The following is an 18,306-nucleotide window of genomic DNA, read 5'->3' on the forward strand; positions in this document are numbered from 1 at the left end:
AAACAACTTATGGATAATTAGTTAGTGTTATACCCCAAAGAAGGTCTAAGCATGGTTCTTTTGGGGTATAACCAAAATTACTAAGAAAGTGAGCCGAGAGTAGATGAATATAAAAATACAAGATCGGATATTTATTCTAACTTTCCTACTTCCACCGATTCTGATCTACACGGTATTTGTCGTATATCCAATCCTATCCGGACTGGCAACAAGCTTTTACCAGTGGCGAGGAACAGGTGATAAGACTTGGATTGGATTTGAAAATTATATAAAACTATTATCTGATGAAAATTTTATAAATTCGTTAGTTAATACAATTAAATATTCAGTTGTGCAAGTGCCAATTATATTATTTTTAGGACTATTGTTCGCAATTTTAATAAGTGGTTCTAGTGGCTCAAAATGGATCAATTTCTACCGATCCAGCATATTCATGCCTTTTGTATTACCTGGTGTAGCAATAGCTTTATTATGGTCGACGATATTCAACCCAATATCTGGGTTATTAAATCTCGTATTAGAGTCTGTTGGTTTAGGTGCATTAGCTCATGAATGGCTTGGTGATCCAACTACTGCATTTTGGGCAATTGTTTGGGTTAAAACATGGGCTACAGTAGGTTTTTATACACTATTATTAATAGCGGGTATTTCAAACATTCCGAAAGAAGTTCTGGAAGCTGCAGATATTGACGGAGCATCTAGGTGGCAAAAGAGTGCGAGGATTATTATTCCGATGCTTAGTCCTGTAGTGAAAGTTGTTGTAATATTCTTAATCCTTAACAGCTTGAAAATGTTTGAAGAGCCACAACTAATGACAGGTGGAGGACCGAACCGAGCCACAGAACCTGTTTCCTTATATATGTATGAACAGGCATTTTCTAACTTCAACTTTGGCTATGCTTCAGCAATAGGGGTAGTATTCTTTGTTCTTACTTTTATCTTCAGTATCTTTACGATTAAAACAATGGGGGGAGATGATTAGATGGGTAAAAAGAAATTAAAAAGTCGTAGTAGCAACTGGTCTACCCATGTTATTTTAACCGCGTGGGTTTTACTCATTATAATTCCCACTTTATGGGTAGTTTTGAACTCATTAAAGTCATCAGCGAATATTTTAATAGATCCCTATAGTTTACCTGTCCCTCCTCATGTTGAAAATTACGAAAATGCGTGGCTTGATGCAGGGCTCGGAAGAGGATTTATAAATAGTATCTATATAACCTTTTTATCTGTTTTTAGTATTGTTTTCTTTGCTTCTCTACCAGCCTATGTTATGGCAAGGAAAAAGTTTGCTGGTAAAGCTCTAGTTTATTACTATTTCATCAGCGGTTTAATGTTTCCGACATTTGTAGCAATGGTTCCACTATTTCTACTGATGGCAAAACTAAACCTTTTGAACAACCATTTTGGATTAATTCTCGTCTATACAGCATATTCATTGCCATTTACAATATTTATTCTCTATGCATTTTTTAAAGCATTACCAAGGTCCTTGGAAGAGGCGGCGGTAATTGATGGAGCAGGCCCTTTCCGAACGTTTTTCACGGTTATGCTACCACTTGCAAAACCGGGATTAATATCTGCAGCAATATTTAATGTTGTTGGTATATGGAATGAGTATGTGCTCGCATTGATTTTGATTCAAACACCGGAATTAAAAACATTACCCGTTTCTATCGCAAACCTAATGTTAGTTATGCAATATAAAACGGACTGGGGAGCTTTGTATGCAGGTTTAATCATGTCAATCATTCCGGTTGTTATTATATATTTAATTTTCCAACGTCAATTGGCGGAACAAACTACAGCGGGTGCAGTAAAAGAATAGATTATTTCAATAATACTAAAAAATGGTTTGTTTAATTATTAAGAGAAAGGCAGGAAGTAGTAATGGACATCTTGAATAAAGACCTTATTATAGTAGGTGGTGGGTTAGGTGGTTGTGCTGCTGCACTGTCTGCATGCTCAAAAGGGTTGAATGTATTAATGATAGAGGAAACAGATTGGATTGGTGGTCAAATTACTTCACAAGGTGTACCGCCTGATGAACATCCGTGGATGGAGAATTTTGGATCAACGGCAACTTATCGTACGTACAGAAATCGTGTAAGAAACGTATATCGTGAAAACCTTCAAAGTGTGTCGGAGGATGAATACTTAAATCCTGGAAACGGTATAGTAAGTAATATATGTCATGACCCTAGAGTTACGTTGCATGTATTAAATGAAATGCTCTTACCTTATACATTAACCAGCCAGTTAACTATCGACTTAAATACTTCTGTTATATCGGTGGAACGAGAAGAACGAAGTCTAAAAAAAGTAGTCTGTCAAAAAGCAGAAAAAAGGTTCGAGGTTACTGCACCATATGTGATAGATGCATCAGAAACAGGAAACATCCTGCCGCTAGCTGGTATGAACTATGTTACTGGAGCAGAAGCGAAATCCGATACGAACGAACCGCATGCTCTTGATCAGGCAGACCCTGAAGATATTCAAGCATTTACACATGTACTTGCTATGGAGTATAGAGAAGGAGAAGACCACACGATAGATGAGCCGGAGATGTATCAGTTTTGGCGTTCGTTTCATCCAGATATATGGCCAGACAAATATTTAAGTTTTTACGCTCCACACCCGATTACGAAGGAAAAAAGGAAATATACACTGTTTAGAGAAGCGGAAGGATTTCCATTATGGGAATATCGGCGAATCTTGGACACAAAGCAATTTAAGCAGTTCGCTAATATTGGTGAGATAAGCTTAATGAATTGGCCGCAAAATGACTACTTTTTAGGAAACGTTTATGAAGTTTCGAAGCAAGAAAGACTAAAGAATGAGTATCAAGCGAAACAATTAAGCTTGTCACTATTTTATTGGCTACAAACGGAGGCACCAAGACTGGATGGTGGACAAGGTTATCCTGGCCTTAGGCTTCGCAAAGATGTATTCGAAACAGATGATGGATTAGCAAAGGCTGCATATATTCGCGAATCAAGAAGGATAAAAGCAGAATATACGGTTGTTGAACAAGATGTTTCTCCTGATTTCAACACAGGTAAAACAGGAAAGCTTTACGAAGATTGTGTTGGGATTGGTTCTTACAGTATTGACCTGCATCCAAGTATGAAAGGTAGGAACTATTTAGATATTAAAGCTTTACCTTTTCATATACCACTAGGTGCTCTTATTCCGAAAGATGTAGATAACTTGCTAGCTGGTTGCAAAAATATTGGAACAACTCATATAACAAATGGATGTTATCGACTTCACCCGGTTGAATGGAATATTGGAGAAGCCTGCGGTGCATTAGTAGCATTTTGTTTACAACGTAATTCGAGCCCGAAAGAAGTTCGTTCTAACAAACTATTAGTAGAAGAGTTTCAACAAGTCTTAAGAGATGATGGTTTTGAATTGGAATGGCCAGCTGAATTTTACGAAGATTAATGCATTATCTTTTATAAGGATTGAGGATGTTGATGAAAAAGTATTTGTCTTTTGACATTGGTGGTACCCAAATTAAGTACGGAATTGTGAATGAAAATGGAGATGTTGTTTTTCATTCATTAATGGATACGGAAGCGCATATTGGTGGTATGTATATTATGAAAAAAATCATAGAATCCGCTAAAGGGATCATGAAACGATACCAAATTCAAGGAATTACAATAAGTACTGCAGGTGTAGTGGATGCTGATAAGGGGATTGTTTTAGGTGCAAGTGATGCCATTCCAAATTACACAGGGCTAAACATTAAAGAGATTTTATTGAAAGAACTCCATCTACCTGTGACAGTAAGGAACGATGCTGACTGTGCAGCTTTGTGTGAGAAGTGGCTAGGTGGGCACCAAGTTGACAACTTTATTATGCTAACGATTGGTACTGGTGTCGGAGGTGGCATAGTTATAAATGATGAACTCTACTCTGGACATTCCTTTAGTGCGGGTGAATGGGGGTACATGAACATTGAAGGTAGCCCATTTCAAGAAATTGCGTCTATTACGGGACTAATTAACATGGCAAAAACACTTAGTGATAGTCGAGCGTGGACAGGTAGAGAGATATACGAATTATATGATAAGGGCGATGAATCTATTACTAAAGTAGTTAGTAGATTTTATCGTCATCTTGCTATTGGAATTTCTAATTTAATTTATATTTTCAACCCACAAAAAGTAATTATCGGTGGAGGTATAACTGCACGTGGAGATCAGTTTGTATGTGAAATAAAAGAAGAACTTCGTAAACATATAAAAGAATCATTCTATCGTGAAACAGATCTTGTGCTCGCAAAATATTCAAATCAGGCTGGTTTAATTGGAGCGGTCTATAACTTTATTCAAGAACAATCTAACTAATTGTGTGAGGTGAGAGTGATGGGGAGGCATGTGGGGGATTTATCTTTAGAAGAATTGAAGGTGTATCGTCCCGAGTTAAAATATAAACCAAATGATTTTGATGCATTCTGGGAAAATATTAAAGCGAAAATGGATGGTGAAAATCCAGTTGTTCGGATGCAAGCAAGAAAGACAGCAATACCAACTATTGAAGTGATAGATATTGAGTTTGAAAGTTGGGATGAGACGCCCATTAAAGGAATGATTGTGAAGCCTAAAAATGTAGATGACTGTCCAACAATTATTAGCCTTCATGGATACACGGGAGACCGTGGTCTACCTGTGGACTATTTAAAATGGATTCCATTGGGGTTGGTGGTAATTTCATTTGATGTTCGTGGACAAGGTAGTTCTCCGGACTATGCTCGGTATCAAAATGGAAGTAGAGTACCGGGCTGGATGCTACAAGGTATAAGGAATCCAGAAAATTATTATTATACAAATGTTTACCGAGATATTTTACTTCAGTTAAAATGGATCCGATCAAAAGATTGCCCGCTTAATCCAACAATACTAGGGCTTACTGGTTCATCTCAGGGCGGCGGATTGGCGCTTGCCACAGCAGGACTAGACAAAAATATTGATTTTGTTACAGCGGAATTGCCATTTATTGCTCACTTTGAACGTGCATTAAGTGTAGCATTATCCGGCCCTTATTTGGAAATTGTTAATTACTTTAAATTTAGTGATCCTAAATACAATACATATGAAGAAGTGTTAAAAACATTAGGATATATTGATTGTGTTCATTTTTGCAACTCTATAACGTGCCCTGTTTTAATAGCATCAGGATTAGAAGATGCAACGTCACCACCGTCAACAGTATTTGCTGCTTACAATCATATTCCATCTGAAAGTAAATTTATTGAAGTTTATCCTCAATATAAACATGAAAACATTCCATTACATGAAGAAAAGAAAATAGAATTTATAATGGACATTTGTAGGAGAAATATGTGACCGATGGATGGGATTTTTATGGTTGGAAGGATAGTCTCTTTCCAAATGAGGAGGGCTAATGTATTTTATTTATTTGGAAGCGTAATCTCAGATGCATTAATAATGACCAATACTTATGTGGAAGTTACTAATAGCACTATTACGTATGTTGGCAAAGAAAAGCAAAACTCTACTTATCCAGTAATAGACGTGAATGAAGCTTATATTTGTCCTGGTTTTATAGATAATCATGTACATGGATTGAGTGGATATGATTTTATGGATGATGAATTTGCAATAACAGCCATTGCCAATGGCCTTCCGGAATTTGGAGTAACTTCTTTCGTTGCAACTACACGGACAGCTCCTCTTGAACAAATAGAAGAAGCATTAAGAAACGCAAATAATTATTTGTTAAGTAAAATTGGAAAGGCGGAATTACTAGGCGTTCATCTTGAAGGTCCTTGGATTAGTCAAAAGTACTGCGGTGCTCAAAAGAAAGAGCTGATCCGCAATCTTACTTGGATGGACCTAGAAATAATTGATCGTTATATAGATATCATATCACTCATAACATTAGCGCCAGAAGAAATTGATGATTTGTCTCTTATCACATACTGGGGTCAACAAGGAATACATTTATCTGCAGGACATACCGCTGCTGATGTAGAAGAAATGGAAGCAGCGAAGGAGGCTGGGGTAAAACAAGTAACACATATGTTTAATGCAATGAGTAGCTTTCATCATCGAACACCTGGCACTGCTGCAGCAGCATTGTTGTTTGATGAGATCCAATGTGAATTAATTGCTGATGGCCATCACGTCACTCCTAAAATGATTGAACTACTATATAAAGTAAAAGGATTTAAAAAAATAAACCTTATTTCTGACTGTACGGGATATAATCATTTGGAGAATGGATTATATCATTTTAGAAAAAAGAATTAATTAAAGATGGTAATAAAGTAACTTTAGCAGACGGGACATTAGCAGGGAGTGCTATTACTTTAGATAAAGGGATAAAATACGTTGTAGAAAACTGTAATATTCCATTACCAGAAGCGATATATATGGTGACTCAATCACCTTTAACGGCAATTCGAGCGAACAGAAAAATTGGACAGATAGCTAATGGTTTTAAAGCAGATATAGTTATTTTAAATCAGAACTTAGATGTTTTAGAAACGTTTATTAATGGAAAATCAGTATTTAAGAAAGATAAGGGGTAATATAAATGGAGAGCATCATTTATCGGGATAACTATGAAACTACGATATTTGCAACTAAGGAATTGAAGAGGCTAATGAAGAAAGCAGGCATTGACTCTGCTATAAAATACTGTAATGATGACAATTACTATGGAGTGGCGATCCATTTAATTACCACTGAAACATACAACTCTACAATACATTCGAATGAGCAAGTAGACGTTGATAAAGATGGTTTTGCGATAAAAGTAAATGGAAAAGAAACGTGGATTATTGGGAATAAACATCGATCCATTCTTTATGGCATTTATCAATATTGCAAAATACGGTTTGGCTATCGATGGAATAACCTTGGAGAGGAATTGTTGGAAGAGGTCCGTGTGAAGGGCGTTAGCAGTTTAAAGTATGAACCTCGGTTTTCCAGACGAGGAAACATTATTGAGACAATCGATGATGTAGGCTATATTAACTCTCTCATCGATTGGGGCGTAAAGAATGGGCATAACGAGTACTTTTTTACATTTTTTTTGTGGGAGAAAATAAAAAGCGAAGTGTCTCCGGAGTTGAAAAAACGGGATTTTCAAGTTACATTAGGTGGTCATAGTTTAGGATGTTTATTAAAAAAAGTTATGGGAGAAGGTCTTTCTCAGGCTACGAAGTTCCATTTTTTTTCAGAGGGAACCGATGTGCAAGACAAAGTGATAGATAAAATAGTAGATATTTGTAAAAGTTATTCGGTAATAAAGCGAATATCGCTATGGCCAGAAGATGTAAAAATTGAAGAAAAGAGTGCGGAGTGCTTTTTTGGTCCTTATATGCGATTTATGGAACGACTAAAAGCGGCTTTATCCGAATACGATCTTGAAGTTGAAGTCGAGCATATCGTCTATAATGCGGGATTGGCATGGCATATGTTAGAGAGAGGAGAAAACGTTACTGCTTCAGAAAAATTAGATATTTTATATGCATATTGGGGTAGGGACTATTCGGAGAAACTTAATTCTCCCGATTCAAATCAAGTGAAAGCTTTGGAAAGTTTGAAGGATTGGAACAAACAGGCGATGAGTAGATACAAATCCTTAACCGTATTGGAGTATTATAGTGATCATTTTATGCTGACTCACCTTTTTCCGCCTCTGATGAATAGAATTGCATGTGATTTAAATGATTATGAAGATTTGGAAATAGATGGTGTGCTGAACTTGATTGTCCCTATACATAAAAAAGGTCAAGATCCTGAGTTGGAAGGGGTGTATCCTTGGAAATGTATTCATCATTTGAATAATTATTTTTATACGAGACTCGCGTGGGGAGACGAATTTGAAACTGTCAAGGAGGAGTATTTTGCTGACGTTGAAGATGGCAATTGGTACCTTGATAAAATCACTGAATTGGAACATGTAACTGCAAAACTAACGAAGTGGAATGTTCCGCTGTTTCCTGCGAGAATTGTAGATCCAGAGAAAGTGAAGCTTGAAGTGCCAGAAGTGCAACTAGAATTGCGGGAAATTTACACTCTGATTTCCAGTTGGGGTTTGCCTGAACTTGAACAACTGATTGATAGATTTCGAAAAGATCAGTATGGACCATTCACAACTGAAGAAAAGTTGCTGATATATTTTGAGTTGTTTAAGCGAAATTCTAATTACTACAAAAATTTATGGTAGATAGGCTAAAAAGTCAGTAGGTACGGTTCTCCCGTCCCACTTGTTAAGGCCACTGAAAAAGTCTTTGTCTGTTAAAAATGAAGTTTTTTCAAAAACACTATCCCAAAATCTTGCTACTTTTCTATAGAAAAGTGGAGAAACCAGTTCGATTTACTTCTGATTTTTAGGCGGAAAGTGGGGATGGATTTTTTTGGTATTCACTCTTTTCAAAATTTATCGGACTTTTTCAGTGGCCTCCACTTGTTTATAGGGTGATTAACTGCTGTCTTTAAGTGTGGAGAGTAAGAATGGTACCTGTCTCTTCCTGAAGTTTGTCATAATGTGTCGATTGGGTCCAAGATATCGGTGTTAGGTATTGGTTTGTCTATGTAGTACATTTGTTGTCCATTGAGGGCAGTGAAATTATCCGCATAAAGTGGATACAATGAGGGACTAGTGTGCACAGAAGAACTCTTAAAATCTTCTTGTTGTTCACACTTCAGATGTACTATTGAAAGATTTATATATTTGATGATTTGATTGGTCACTGTGACTTACAACAAATCACTGCACCATACGTGACTGATATTTCAACATCACCTCACTTATATTCAGCAACGCTGTTGAGAATGCTGGGGAGTTGCTGATTACGGATTGACCACGTTTTTCAAACCAGCCTAGAACAACATCTTTTTTACTAGGCCAAGCTGCCTTCTTCTGTTTCTTTTGCAACTGCCGCTTCGTTCGAAAAGCAATTCGCTCTTGTCTAGTTCCCTCCACAGTCGTAATCCCTTGTTCAAGCCACATTTCCAAAATGTACTTCACATATCCCCAGTGTTACGTCCCTTGATCCAATGCACTTTTCATCGCTTCAATGACTATAATCATCACTAAGCTTCGCTATCCAATTCGACAATTCATTTTTTACGTATGCATGGATTTCACCATAATTATCACGGTAAAACGCGTGGCGTCTGTTGTTGTTATCTTTTTTTATTTCTTTCAATTCCTTTTGTTTAATTAATGTGTCCGGTTTGTGGTCCATGTTGCGATCCACTTTGTGGTTCAGTTTGTCGTCTGTATTGGGCTCAGGATTGTCATCCGCGCTATGGTCCATCATCGCATACAGGCTTAGCATCTAGTGGAACAGCCGGTCAGGTTTACTGTTCTGGTCTATGAAAATAAAACATTAGGTCCTGTTGAGACGATATACCTTACCCCATGGTCCACTAATAAGAGTTAAGATCATTATGCGGAATATGGATACTCATCGGCTCAGATAAACAAGGAGTTGTTCTTCATGAAGATTTATGTAAAAAATTACAATGGAAAAATTTTAAAGCTCGTCAGATACATGAAAACAAGTTTACATTTAAAACAGAAAATAAAACATTTGAACTATCTATTGCAGAGTCGAATGATGTATATGATTTAAGTGCATTATCAGAAAAACAACAAATAAAAAAACGACCAAAGAAATTTTCTCAAATAGTGAAATACTCGAACAGTTAAGAGATGCTCAAAAAAATAGAGATAGTAATTTTATATATTATAGTGGAAATGAAATTGAATTTGATAAATTAGTGGATGAAGTTAACGATGAAGGATAGAGAAATAAACTATATCGTCGTTTGGGTGCAAAAAGCATGATACAGAACGTCTTTTATCATGTTGTCTGTCACGGGAAATCGTCGTGATGATCTCTAAAATAAGTGAACAATTGCAAATAACTAAATTAAATTTGTTATAATTAGCCTGAGGTGATGTCAAATGAACACTTTAAGTGAAGATACTAAACAAGAATTAATTAATGCGTTAAATGGAAAGCAATCTGGTTTTTTTGTTGTAGATGGTAAATTAGTCTCCGTAGAAGTTGAAAATAATGATTCGGATAATGATTTATCACAGGAAGATTTATCCCGAGAGATGGAAGTTTATCCTGAGTTAAGAGAATCATTGTCCAGGTATTTAGATAACCCAGGTATGAAGCGATACACTGGAAATGAACTGATAGCTAAACGTAATGAAAAAAATTATAAGGGATATCAAGTCCTTTTCACCGAGGAATTTGAATTATGCTTAGATAATATTCAACGTTTTTTTCTAAACAAGGGGAACAAACATTGCAGTGGTGGTAATCGAGAGAAGATGAAATTATTGCATACATTGAAGCCCACCTTTCTGAGAATTCGTTTATAGGTAGGGCGGTTGAAAGTGGTAGTTTTAAAAGTCTAAGAAGAATTACCTATGGGAAAAGCAGGCATATCATGTATATAATTTATTATGCAGTTCATGAAAAAGATGGATATGTAGACGTCATTAACATTCTACCTTCCAGAACAAAACGTAAACGTATTAGAAAATAGTGGAGAACAACAATATGAACGCTATTATATCAAATGAATATGATATGGAATTTATTATTCTAAATGAAGAGCAGCGAAAAATCCCACAGCAATGGTCAAGCACGTACAAGTGGAGTACGAGGGTACTGATGAAGATCCTCCGGCTTACACGATAAGTGGTAGCGCACAATATAACGAGTGAATCAATTTGGGAAGCAGCTAGCATGCGCCGCAGTGGATTAACGTATGCCAAAGAAAGGAAAGGTACAATAAAGGATGACAAGAAAATAACGGATACCAAACGCCTTTTATCATGTTGTCTGTCGTGGAACAGCGAGTCAGGTTTACTGTTCCGGTCTACATATGCTCCACAAAGTAAACGAAAAAAACCCCATTTGAATTAGCCTCCTACTGCCTAATGACGAATCATTTTCATTTGCAAATGCGCTCCAAAGACCAATCCATTTCTAAAGTAATGTCCCTCCAGAAATAATATTGAACATATTCAAAGACACGAAATAACACCACAGGAAGCAGAAGAAGTTTTTTATGACCCAAACCGGTGTAAACATAACGCATACGGTGGAAGAGTTAAAATCATAGGTGTGACTGAAGATGGGCGCATTTTAGCAATTGTATACGAAAAAAGTAAAAAAAGATTCAGACCGTTTACTGGATGGGATGCCACTAGTAACGAAAAAAAGTCTTATAATAAAAGGTGGAGGTATTGATTATGATTAAAAAGAACAGCGCAGCATCAGTTGAAGAGCAATATGATGAAAGAGGAAGGCTTATCATTACCGATTCCAGTAAAATTCCAGAAAATATGACAGAGGAGGAGGTTGTTGATTTTTGGGATACATATGCGATGAGTGAAGAGCTGCTTAATGAAAGCTATATAGAAGAAGATGATTTACTACCACCTAGGAAAAGCGCTACAAAACCAATTAACCTACGAATTGAAAATGACTTACTGAACCGCTTGCAGAAAATAGCTGAATCTAAACAGATTCCTTATCAAACTTTATTAAAATAATTCGTAGCCGAAAGAGTATATGAGGAAGAAAAAAGAGAAAAAATATTTTAGCTTCTTTTGAATAGTGCCAGTAACTTCTCGAAGTTTGGAACAACGGGTCAGGTTTACTGTTCCGGTCTATGAAAATAAAATATAATTGTGACGATAAACCTGACCCCGTGTTCCACCCAGAAGGAAATATGGTTTCCTATATCCAAAGTAATTACCGAGGTTTCGGATCGGGGATTGTTGTGCCAGGAACTGGAATATCTTTGCAAAACAGAGGTTGCGATTTTTCTTTAGATTATACCCACTCTAATCGTCTTGAAGGAGGCAAGCGTTCCTACCACACGATCATACCAGGTTTTTTAACGAAAGATAATGACGGAATTGGGCCATTTGGTGTGATGGGTGGTTATATGCAACCGCAGGGTCATGTGCAAGTAATTATGAATACAATTGATTTTCATTTAAACCCTCAGGCAGCTCTTGATGCTCCAAGATGGCAATGGATAGAAGGGAAGAAAGTAATTGTGGAACCGAATTTCCCTATTGATCTTGCACAAGCATTAGCAAATAAAGGTCATGAGATTGAAATTGCACAAGACTCAATGAGCTTCGGTAGAGGACAGATTATTTGGAAAGACCCAGTAAGTGGTGTCCTAGTAGGTGGTACTGAATCAAGAACCGATAGTGCTATAAGTGTTTGGTAGTGTTCTTGGTGTTCCAGTGCTTTCACTTCCCGAAGTTTGTCGAATGGAAATTGTAAAATTATAAAATATTTTTCCAATAGGTGTGTTTCTTCAGTGGCTGTGCAAAGTTTCCAGCCTCTTTTCGCATTTCTGCAACGCTAGTAACCTCTTGCTTCTTCCAGTTTATTAGGATCTTTATCACAAAACTTCAGGATAATTTATGATAGTTCAGTGCACGTTTCGTTACTTTCATCACTAAATCATTACCGGCTTCGGATAATTATTTTCTAGCTCACTTCGGATGTATGGGTGAATCTCTCCAAAATGTTGTTCATAAAACGTGACTGCTTCTGTAGTGGGTGTGTTTTGAATTGGTGGGTTAGGTACTTTTTTATGGTTGACATTGGGGGGAATATCTTTTCTACCCGGGGGTGATCATTGCGCTGCAGTGTAATCTTCTTCATGATCACACTGTATATTTTCCCTATATTTGTTCACTATGAATTAAAATTTATTCTTTACATACGAAATGCATTTTTATTAGGTATAATGAACCCTATATTAACAATTGTGATGGCAATAGCTTGTATAGTAGTATATTATATTCTTTATTTCGTTCCCGGATTAATCCCGTTTTTTGGCGGAAGTTTATTCAGTATTGTTGTCATGTGGTTATCCTACCGAGCTTTCATCAGTATTGAAGCGATGAATAATAAGCTAGAAGAAGATTCTAGTGGATGAATAAGTTACATTTCATATAATTCGAACTTATGCTCCACATGCAAGGAGGGGGAAGAAGTTGTTAAAACCAGTTGAAATCGTTGCCAAATTAAATCGTTTTGTTTTCTCGATTGACTTAGTTGGGTACCCTAGCCATCAGTCAGACTGGTACCAGAAACCTAGGCAACAAAAGTTTTACACGGTTTGGCTAATTTCAAAAGGTAAAGGAGAAATTATTATTGACGGAAAAAGCTGGATTGCTGAGCCTGGTAAGCTTTTTGTTTTTGTGCCAGGAATGGTAACGGAAAGAAGGAATTTATTAGACTCCCCTTTTGAACATTATGTAATAAGATATTCCTTTACAGAAGCATATCAGCAACAAGGTCAATGGATATTTAATAACGATGTAAACTTTCCTTTACAAGGAAACTATACGATCCAAAACGTACCTCAAATTCTTCATATATTTGAGGAATTGTATCATTTATGGAAACGAAAAGGACCTATGATTGTAATGAGAAAGGATATTCTTTTTAAAGAACTTTGGTTGTTAATTGCTCAAGATTTCCGTTCTCAAAAAGTGGAGGGGAGTACGACTAATTCTATTAACTTGACTATTGATTATATGGTTAATCATTTTCGAAAAGAGTTATCACTTGAAGAATTATCTGCCATTGCTGGTATTAGTAAAAGCCATTATTCGAGATTATTTAAGAAGTATACAGGGTATAGCCCTATCGAATATTTAACACAACTTCGCATAGGTCGAGCAAAAGAATTAATTACGCTTTCTGATTATAAGCTGAAGGAAATAGCTCATGCGGTCGGTTACAAAGATGAATTCTATTTCAGCAGAATGTTTAAAAAAAATGTAGGAATCTCCCCTTCTGAATATTCCGATGTACATACTATTAATAACTAAAAGACTTTGAAACCTGGGCATGTTACCCAGGTTTTTTCATCGTCCAAGAAAATTATAAAAATAAACAGTTGTGGATATCTTGCTTAGTTATTTAGCCGCGGCCAGCTTCGAGCGCCAGCGACTAGCGAGACTTCCCTCACCTCCGTACGATAAGTCAACATCGATTCAAGTTTTATGGAAGGTCGACTAAAAGCGGACTTGTCGTCCAACGTCGACATACCCCTTATGCAGGGGCATGTTTCCTTTATCTCCTGCGGTTCAGTCCAGTCCGTACGTCGCTAACCGGCGCTCTGCGCTTTTGTTCTAGAAATAGCATTATAATCCATGGAAAATAATTCATCTATGCATGGTTGCTAACTATTGTGGACGGTATAATGAGAATTATCACAATTTTCAAATGTATTTAAGATGCTTTTTGAACGCATGAATGTCCAAGGTTTTAAGGTTGTGGAGATTATTATTCTATGGAGGTTACGGCATGAAAGATTTCTTGAAAATTAAATCGTACTTTTTGCCTTACAGGCGTTACTTAATTTTGTCAGTTATTTCTTTATTGGCTATGACTGGAGTTGGAGTAGTTGCTCCCCTTCTCACTAAATATCTCATTGATGATGTAATCTTAAAAGAACAATATTCACTCGTTCCGATCGTATCTTTATCTGTAATTGGCGTTGCAATTGTTAAAGGATTGTTTCAATTTATTTCACAATATTTAGGCCATCAATTTGGGATTGAAACGGTGTATGACTTAAGAAACATGCTGTATAAGAAATTACAATATTTATCATTAGGATATTATAGTCGAGCAAAAACAGGAGATTTAATGGCTCGGCTAACAGGCGATGTTGAGATGATTCGCAATTTTTTGTCTAACGGAATTGTACAGTTTTTAAGAGTATTATTTATGTTTATAGCAGTATTAACAGTAATGTCCTTTTATAGCATCCGATTAACATTAGTGACTTTAGTTGTCCTTTTATTATTGATTATCGTTTCATATCGATTCCAGAAGGTGGTGCGCCCGTCCTTTAGAGATATTAGAAAAAGCGTCGCAACCTTGAATGCAGGGATACAAGAAAATATTATGGGAATTCGCACGGTTAAATCTTTTGGGAATGAAGCGTTTGAGACAGAAAAATTTTCTCAGCATAACTTAGGGTTTAAAAATGCGCAATTAAATAGTGCTCGCATTTGGTCGAAATATTTTCCGGTTATGGAAATGCTAGGAGGATTTTGTGTCGTTATATTACTAGGATATGGTGGTATTTTAGTTGTAAATAATGATATTTCCATAGGAACGTTAGTAGCATTCTTTAGTTTGATTTGGATGATTGTGATGCCTTTGGCGAATATTGGTTTTATTATCAACCAATTTATGCAATCAATCACCTCGGCAGAGCGACTAAATGAACTATTAGAGACGAAAGAAGAGATTTTAACTCCTGAAAATCCTATTAAGTTAAAGAATGGGATGACTGATATTCGTTATAATCACGTTTCATTTGGTTACTCGCAAATGAAAGGTACATTAGAAAATATTAATTTAGACATTCCATCTGGAAAGACGATTGGACTACTAGGTGCAACAGGTTCAGGGAAAACGAGCATTATTAATCTGCTTTTTCGAGGGTACGACACATCAGAGGGTACTGTATATGTAAATGGCTATGATACGCGTCAACTATCACTTTCTATGTTACGAAAAGATATTGGAATTGTCATGCAGGATCCGTTCATTTTTTCAGCGACTATTAGAGATAACATTTGCTATGGTAACCCTCGTGCATCAATGGACAAAATTATTCGCGCAGCCACATTGGCTGATGCACATGGTTTTATTTCAGAATTACCGGATGGCTACGATACCGTAGTTGGAGAACGTGGATTAGGGCTTTCAGGAGGACAGAAACAACGAATTGCAATTGCAAGGGCGTTACTAGTTAATCCAAAAGTCTTGATTTTAGATGATGCTACAAGTGCATTAGATATGGAAACAGAGTACCACATTTTATCTAATCTTAAGTCATATTTCCAAAATAGAACGACATTTATTATTGCACATCGAATATCTTCTTTAAAAAATGCAGATGAAATCATTGTATTAGATCAAGGGCACATAATTGAAAGAGGATCACATCAACAACTTCTGAATCAAAATGGCGTATACCGTATGACTTATGATGTGCAACACGCCAGTCAAATAGAAGGGAATAACAAGGTGACTAGAGGGAGTCGAGCGCTATGAATGAAGCATCACATATTAACCTAAATAAAAATGTAAGGCGAGATCGATTCGTTTATCCAGATGATAACGCAATAGAAAAGCCATTTAACTGGTGGATTATGGTTCAATTATTAAAATATATTAAACCGTATCTATTTTCATATTTTCCTATTGCTGTCATTACGTTGCTTCTAAGTACTGCAGTTAAACTTGTTGTTCCGTTTATCATTGGCTATGCGGTTGATTATGCCTTACGCCCACGCGATGTTTCTCTTTTGACTACACTAGTTATAACAATTGCAGTTTTATATCTATTGCAGTGCGTTGTAAACGTGATTCGAATTCGCTATACGACAATTCTAGGGCAAAACGTGGTATATGACATTCGGGAGAAGCTATTTAAACATGTTGAAAATTTATCGTTTCGCTTTTTTGATAAACGTACAGAGGGCTCTGTCATTGTCCGACTGAACAATGATGTAAACAGTCTGCAAGAGTTATTTACGAATGGACTCATTAATATTTTAATGGATGTTATTATGCTCATCGGTATTGTATCCATGTTATTTTACTTAAACGGGAAGTTAGCATTCGCGGTTATGATTGTTGTACCTATAATGTTTTTGTTATCTACAAAAATGCGAAGGAAAATTCGTCGTGGTTGGCAGCGAGTTCGCCTTTTTCAATCGAGAATGAATTCCCATTACAATGAATCTATTCAAGGTATAAGAGAAACGCAAACCTTTGTTCAAGAAGAAGAAAATATTAACTACTTTAAAGGAATCAACCAACGTAATACAGACGCCCTTCGATACTCAACTAAAATTAGTTCGATGCTGCCACCTTTTGTGGAAGTAACAGGTGCGTTTGGAACAGCCGCTTTATTCTGGTATGGGGCACATTTATTACAGGCAGAAGAAATATCTATTGGTATTATAGTTGCGTTTGCTAGTTATATTGGAAACTTTTGGCAACCTATATCCCGCTTAGGAATGATTTATAATCAATTGCTACGTGTTATGGCTTCCTCTGAAAGAATTTTTGAATTTCTAGACGAGAGACCGCAAATTAAAGAACAACCATCTGCAAAGCCACTAGCTGTTAATGGAGGGAATGTGACGTTTGACAAGGTTGGTTTCTCTTATGAAACGAACCGGACTGCATTGACGGATTTTACATTACAGGTGGAAGCAGGAGAAACGGTGGCGCTTGTCGGCCATACTGGCTCTGGCAAAACGACAGTTGTAAATTTATTATGTCGATTCTATGATACTAGTTCAGGTAGAATTTTAATCGATAATCAGGATATTACAAAAGTAACGATTAACAGCTTAAGAAGAAATATAAGTTTAGTTATGCAAGATGCTTTTTTATTTTCTGGTACGATTATGGAAAATATTCGTTATGGTCGTTTAGATGCATCAGATGATGAAGTGATGGAAGCTGCTAAGGCTGTCCAAGCAGATTCCTTTATTAAGCAACTTCCAAACGGATATGAAACAGAAGTGGAAGAGCGAGGTAAGATGTTATCTGTTGGACAACGACAATTAATTTCATTTGCAAGAGCGTTGTTGGCCGATCCTAAAATTCTAATCTTAGATGAAGCAACATCAAGCATTGATACAGAAACAGAAATGAAAATACAGAACGGCATGGAAAAACTAATGAATAACCGGACTTCATTTGTAGTAGCCCATCGATTATCTACTATTGAAAATGCCGACAAAATAGTTGTGCTTGATCATGGAGAGATTGTTGAAATAGGAAATCATAAGTCATTAATGGAAAAGCAAGGGGTATATGCCAATTTAGTTAAAATGCAGAATAGGTTTCTTAAAGTGGAATGAATAAAGTAAGCGAATGAGTTAATTTCATAATTACCTATACAGCTATCCGCATCCGTATATAGTTCGGAGACGGTTAATCCAACTATATATGGATGCGGATAGCTAAAAATCAGTACTATGAAATTGATTAGAATAGTAGATTGTGTAGAGAAACCCTTGCTTGAAAAATAAAGCAAGGGTTTCTACGCAAGATGTAAATAATAATTCTGTACATAAGTCTGAAAATTGCTAAGTAGTACTATTTTCATTGATTTCATTGGAAAGTCAGTTGAAAAAAGCATTTTCCAGCGTTAAATTCTTGATAAGAATCCACGTATAAGATTTTATTTCATCATACATGCATTTCTGTAA

General features: G+C 36.3%; 18 protein-coding genes and 2 pseudogenes. 18 read left to right on the forward strand and 2 right to left on the reverse strand.

Going from position 1 to position 18,306, the window contains the following annotated elements:
• Positions 1-103: 103 nt before the first annotated feature.
• The 8 genes from ACI6MV_RS00770 (at position 104) to ACI6MV_RS00805 (ending at position 8,211) form a co-directional block, all read left to right on the forward strand.
• The gene (locus ACI6MV_RS00770; RefSeq protein ID WP_407267873.1) at positions 104-982 is read left to right on the forward strand and encodes a carbohydrate ABC transporter permease; all 879 of its coding nucleotides are present in this window, start codon (positions 104-106) and stop codon (positions 980-982) included.
• Positions 983-1,828, forward strand: coding sequence for a carbohydrate ABC transporter permease (locus tag ACI6MV_RS00775; RefSeq protein WP_407267874.1), 846 nt, complete (start codon positions 983-985; stop codon positions 1,826-1,828).
• A 62-nt stretch (positions 1,829-1,890) separates the two neighbouring features.
• Positions 1,891-3,447: an FAD-dependent oxidoreductase gene (locus tag ACI6MV_RS00780; RefSeq protein WP_407267875.1), complete on the forward strand. Its 1,557-nt coding sequence runs from the start codon at positions 1,891-1,893 to the stop codon at positions 3,445-3,447.
• A gap of 32 nt (positions 3,448-3,479) precedes the next feature.
• A complete protein-coding gene (locus ACI6MV_RS00785; RefSeq protein ID WP_407267876.1) occupies positions 3,480-4,358 on the forward strand; it encodes an ROK family protein in 879 nt (292 codons plus the stop codon).
• A gap of 18 nt (positions 4,359-4,376) precedes the next feature.
• Complete coding sequence (locus ACI6MV_RS00790; protein WP_407267877.1) at positions 4,377-5,357, forward strand: acetylxylan esterase; 981 nt, start codon at positions 4,377-4,379, stop codon at positions 5,355-5,357.
• A gap of 45 nt (positions 5,358-5,402) precedes the next feature.
• Complete coding sequence (gene nagA / locus ACI6MV_RS00795; RefSeq protein WP_407267878.1) at positions 5,403-6,284, forward strand: N-acetylglucosamine-6-phosphate deacetylase; 882 nt, start codon at positions 5,403-5,405, stop codon at positions 6,282-6,284.
• 53 nt (positions 6,285-6,337) lie between these two features.
• Positions 6,338-6,565, forward strand: a complete 228-nt coding sequence (locus ACI6MV_RS00800; protein WP_407267973.1) for an amidohydrolase family protein — start codon at positions 6,338-6,340, stop codon at positions 6,563-6,565.
• A gap of 5 nt (positions 6,566-6,570) precedes the next feature.
• Complete coding sequence (locus ACI6MV_RS00805; RefSeq protein WP_407267879.1) at positions 6,571-8,211, forward strand: alpha-glucuronidase family glycosyl hydrolase; 1,641 nt, start codon at positions 6,571-6,573, stop codon at positions 8,209-8,211.
• Positions 8,212-8,754: 543 nt separating this feature from the next.
• Here ACI6MV_RS00805 and ACI6MV_RS00810 read toward each other — a convergent pair.
• The gene (locus ACI6MV_RS00810; RefSeq protein WP_407267880.1) at positions 8,755-8,997 is read right to left on the reverse strand and encodes a hypothetical protein; all 243 of its coding nucleotides are present in this window, start codon (positions 8,995-8,997) and stop codon (positions 8,755-8,757) included.
• A 64-nt stretch (positions 8,998-9,061) separates the two neighbouring features.
• Positions 9,062-9,328, reverse strand: a complete 267-nt coding sequence (locus ACI6MV_RS00815) for a hypothetical protein (RefSeq protein WP_407267881.1) — start codon at positions 9,326-9,328, stop codon at positions 9,062-9,064.
• 632 nt (positions 9,329-9,960) lie between these two features.
• Here ACI6MV_RS00815 and ACI6MV_RS00820 point away from each other — a divergent pair.
• The 10 genes and pseudogenes from ACI6MV_RS00820 to ACI6MV_RS00865 all read left to right on the forward strand — a co-directional run bounded on the left by ACI6MV_RS00820 (position 9,961) and on the right by ACI6MV_RS00865 (position 17,955).
• Positions 9,961-10,389: a hypothetical protein gene (locus ACI6MV_RS00820; RefSeq protein ID WP_407267882.1), complete on the forward strand. Its 429-nt coding sequence runs from the start codon at positions 9,961-9,963 to the stop codon at positions 10,387-10,389.
• Positions 10,390-10,570: 181 nt separating this feature from the next.
• Complete coding sequence (locus tag ACI6MV_RS00825) at positions 10,571-10,711, forward strand: hypothetical protein (RefSeq protein WP_407267883.1); 141 nt, start codon at positions 10,571-10,573, stop codon at positions 10,709-10,711.
• A 209-nt stretch (positions 10,712-10,920) separates the two neighbouring features.
• Positions 10,921-11,019: pseudogene (locus tag ACI6MV_RS00830) on the forward strand (transposase); the annotation flags it as partial.
• A 10-nt stretch (positions 11,020-11,029) separates the two neighbouring features.
• The gene (locus tag ACI6MV_RS00835; RefSeq protein WP_407267974.1) at positions 11,030-11,266 is read left to right on the forward strand and encodes a BrnT family toxin; all 237 of its coding nucleotides are present in this window, start codon (positions 11,030-11,032) and stop codon (positions 11,264-11,266) included.
• Positions 11,267-11,268: 2 nt separating this feature from the next.
• On the forward strand, positions 11,269-11,571 hold the full coding sequence (locus ACI6MV_RS00840; RefSeq protein ID WP_407267884.1) for a CopG family antitoxin: 303 nt from the start codon (positions 11,269-11,271) through the stop codon (positions 11,569-11,571).
• 170 nt (positions 11,572-11,741) lie between these two features.
• A pseudogene (locus tag ACI6MV_RS00845) lies at positions 11,742-12,263 on the forward strand (gamma-glutamyltransferase); the annotation flags it as partial.
• Positions 12,264-12,704: 441 nt separating this feature from the next.
• Complete coding sequence (locus ACI6MV_RS00850) at positions 12,705-12,983, forward strand: YesL family protein (RefSeq protein WP_407267885.1); 279 nt, start codon at positions 12,705-12,707, stop codon at positions 12,981-12,983.
• A 58-nt stretch (positions 12,984-13,041) separates the two neighbouring features.
• Entirely contained in the window at positions 13,042-13,884 is an 843-nt protein-coding gene (locus ACI6MV_RS00855) for a helix-turn-helix domain-containing protein (protein WP_407267886.1), read from the forward strand.
• Between the two features lie 478 nt (positions 13,885-14,362).
• The gene (locus tag ACI6MV_RS00860) at positions 14,363-16,129 is read left to right on the forward strand and encodes an ABC transporter ATP-binding protein (protein ID WP_407267888.1); all 1,767 of its coding nucleotides are present in this window, start codon (positions 14,363-14,365) and stop codon (positions 16,127-16,129) included.
• Positions 16,126-17,955 (forward strand): ABC transporter ATP-binding protein, encoded by a 1,830-nt coding sequence (locus ACI6MV_RS00865; protein ID WP_407267890.1) that lies wholly within the window; start codon positions 16,126-16,128, stop codon positions 17,953-17,955. The genes ACI6MV_RS00860 and ACI6MV_RS00865 overlap by 4 nt, the downstream gene beginning before the upstream one ends.
• Positions 17,956-18,306 lie beyond the last annotated feature (351 nt).

This window comes from Radiobacillus sp. PE A8.2 (assembly GCF_045635475.1).
In the GTDB taxonomy this organism is placed as follows: domain Bacteria; phylum Bacillota; class Bacilli; order Bacillales; family Amphibacillaceae; genus JBJGXI01.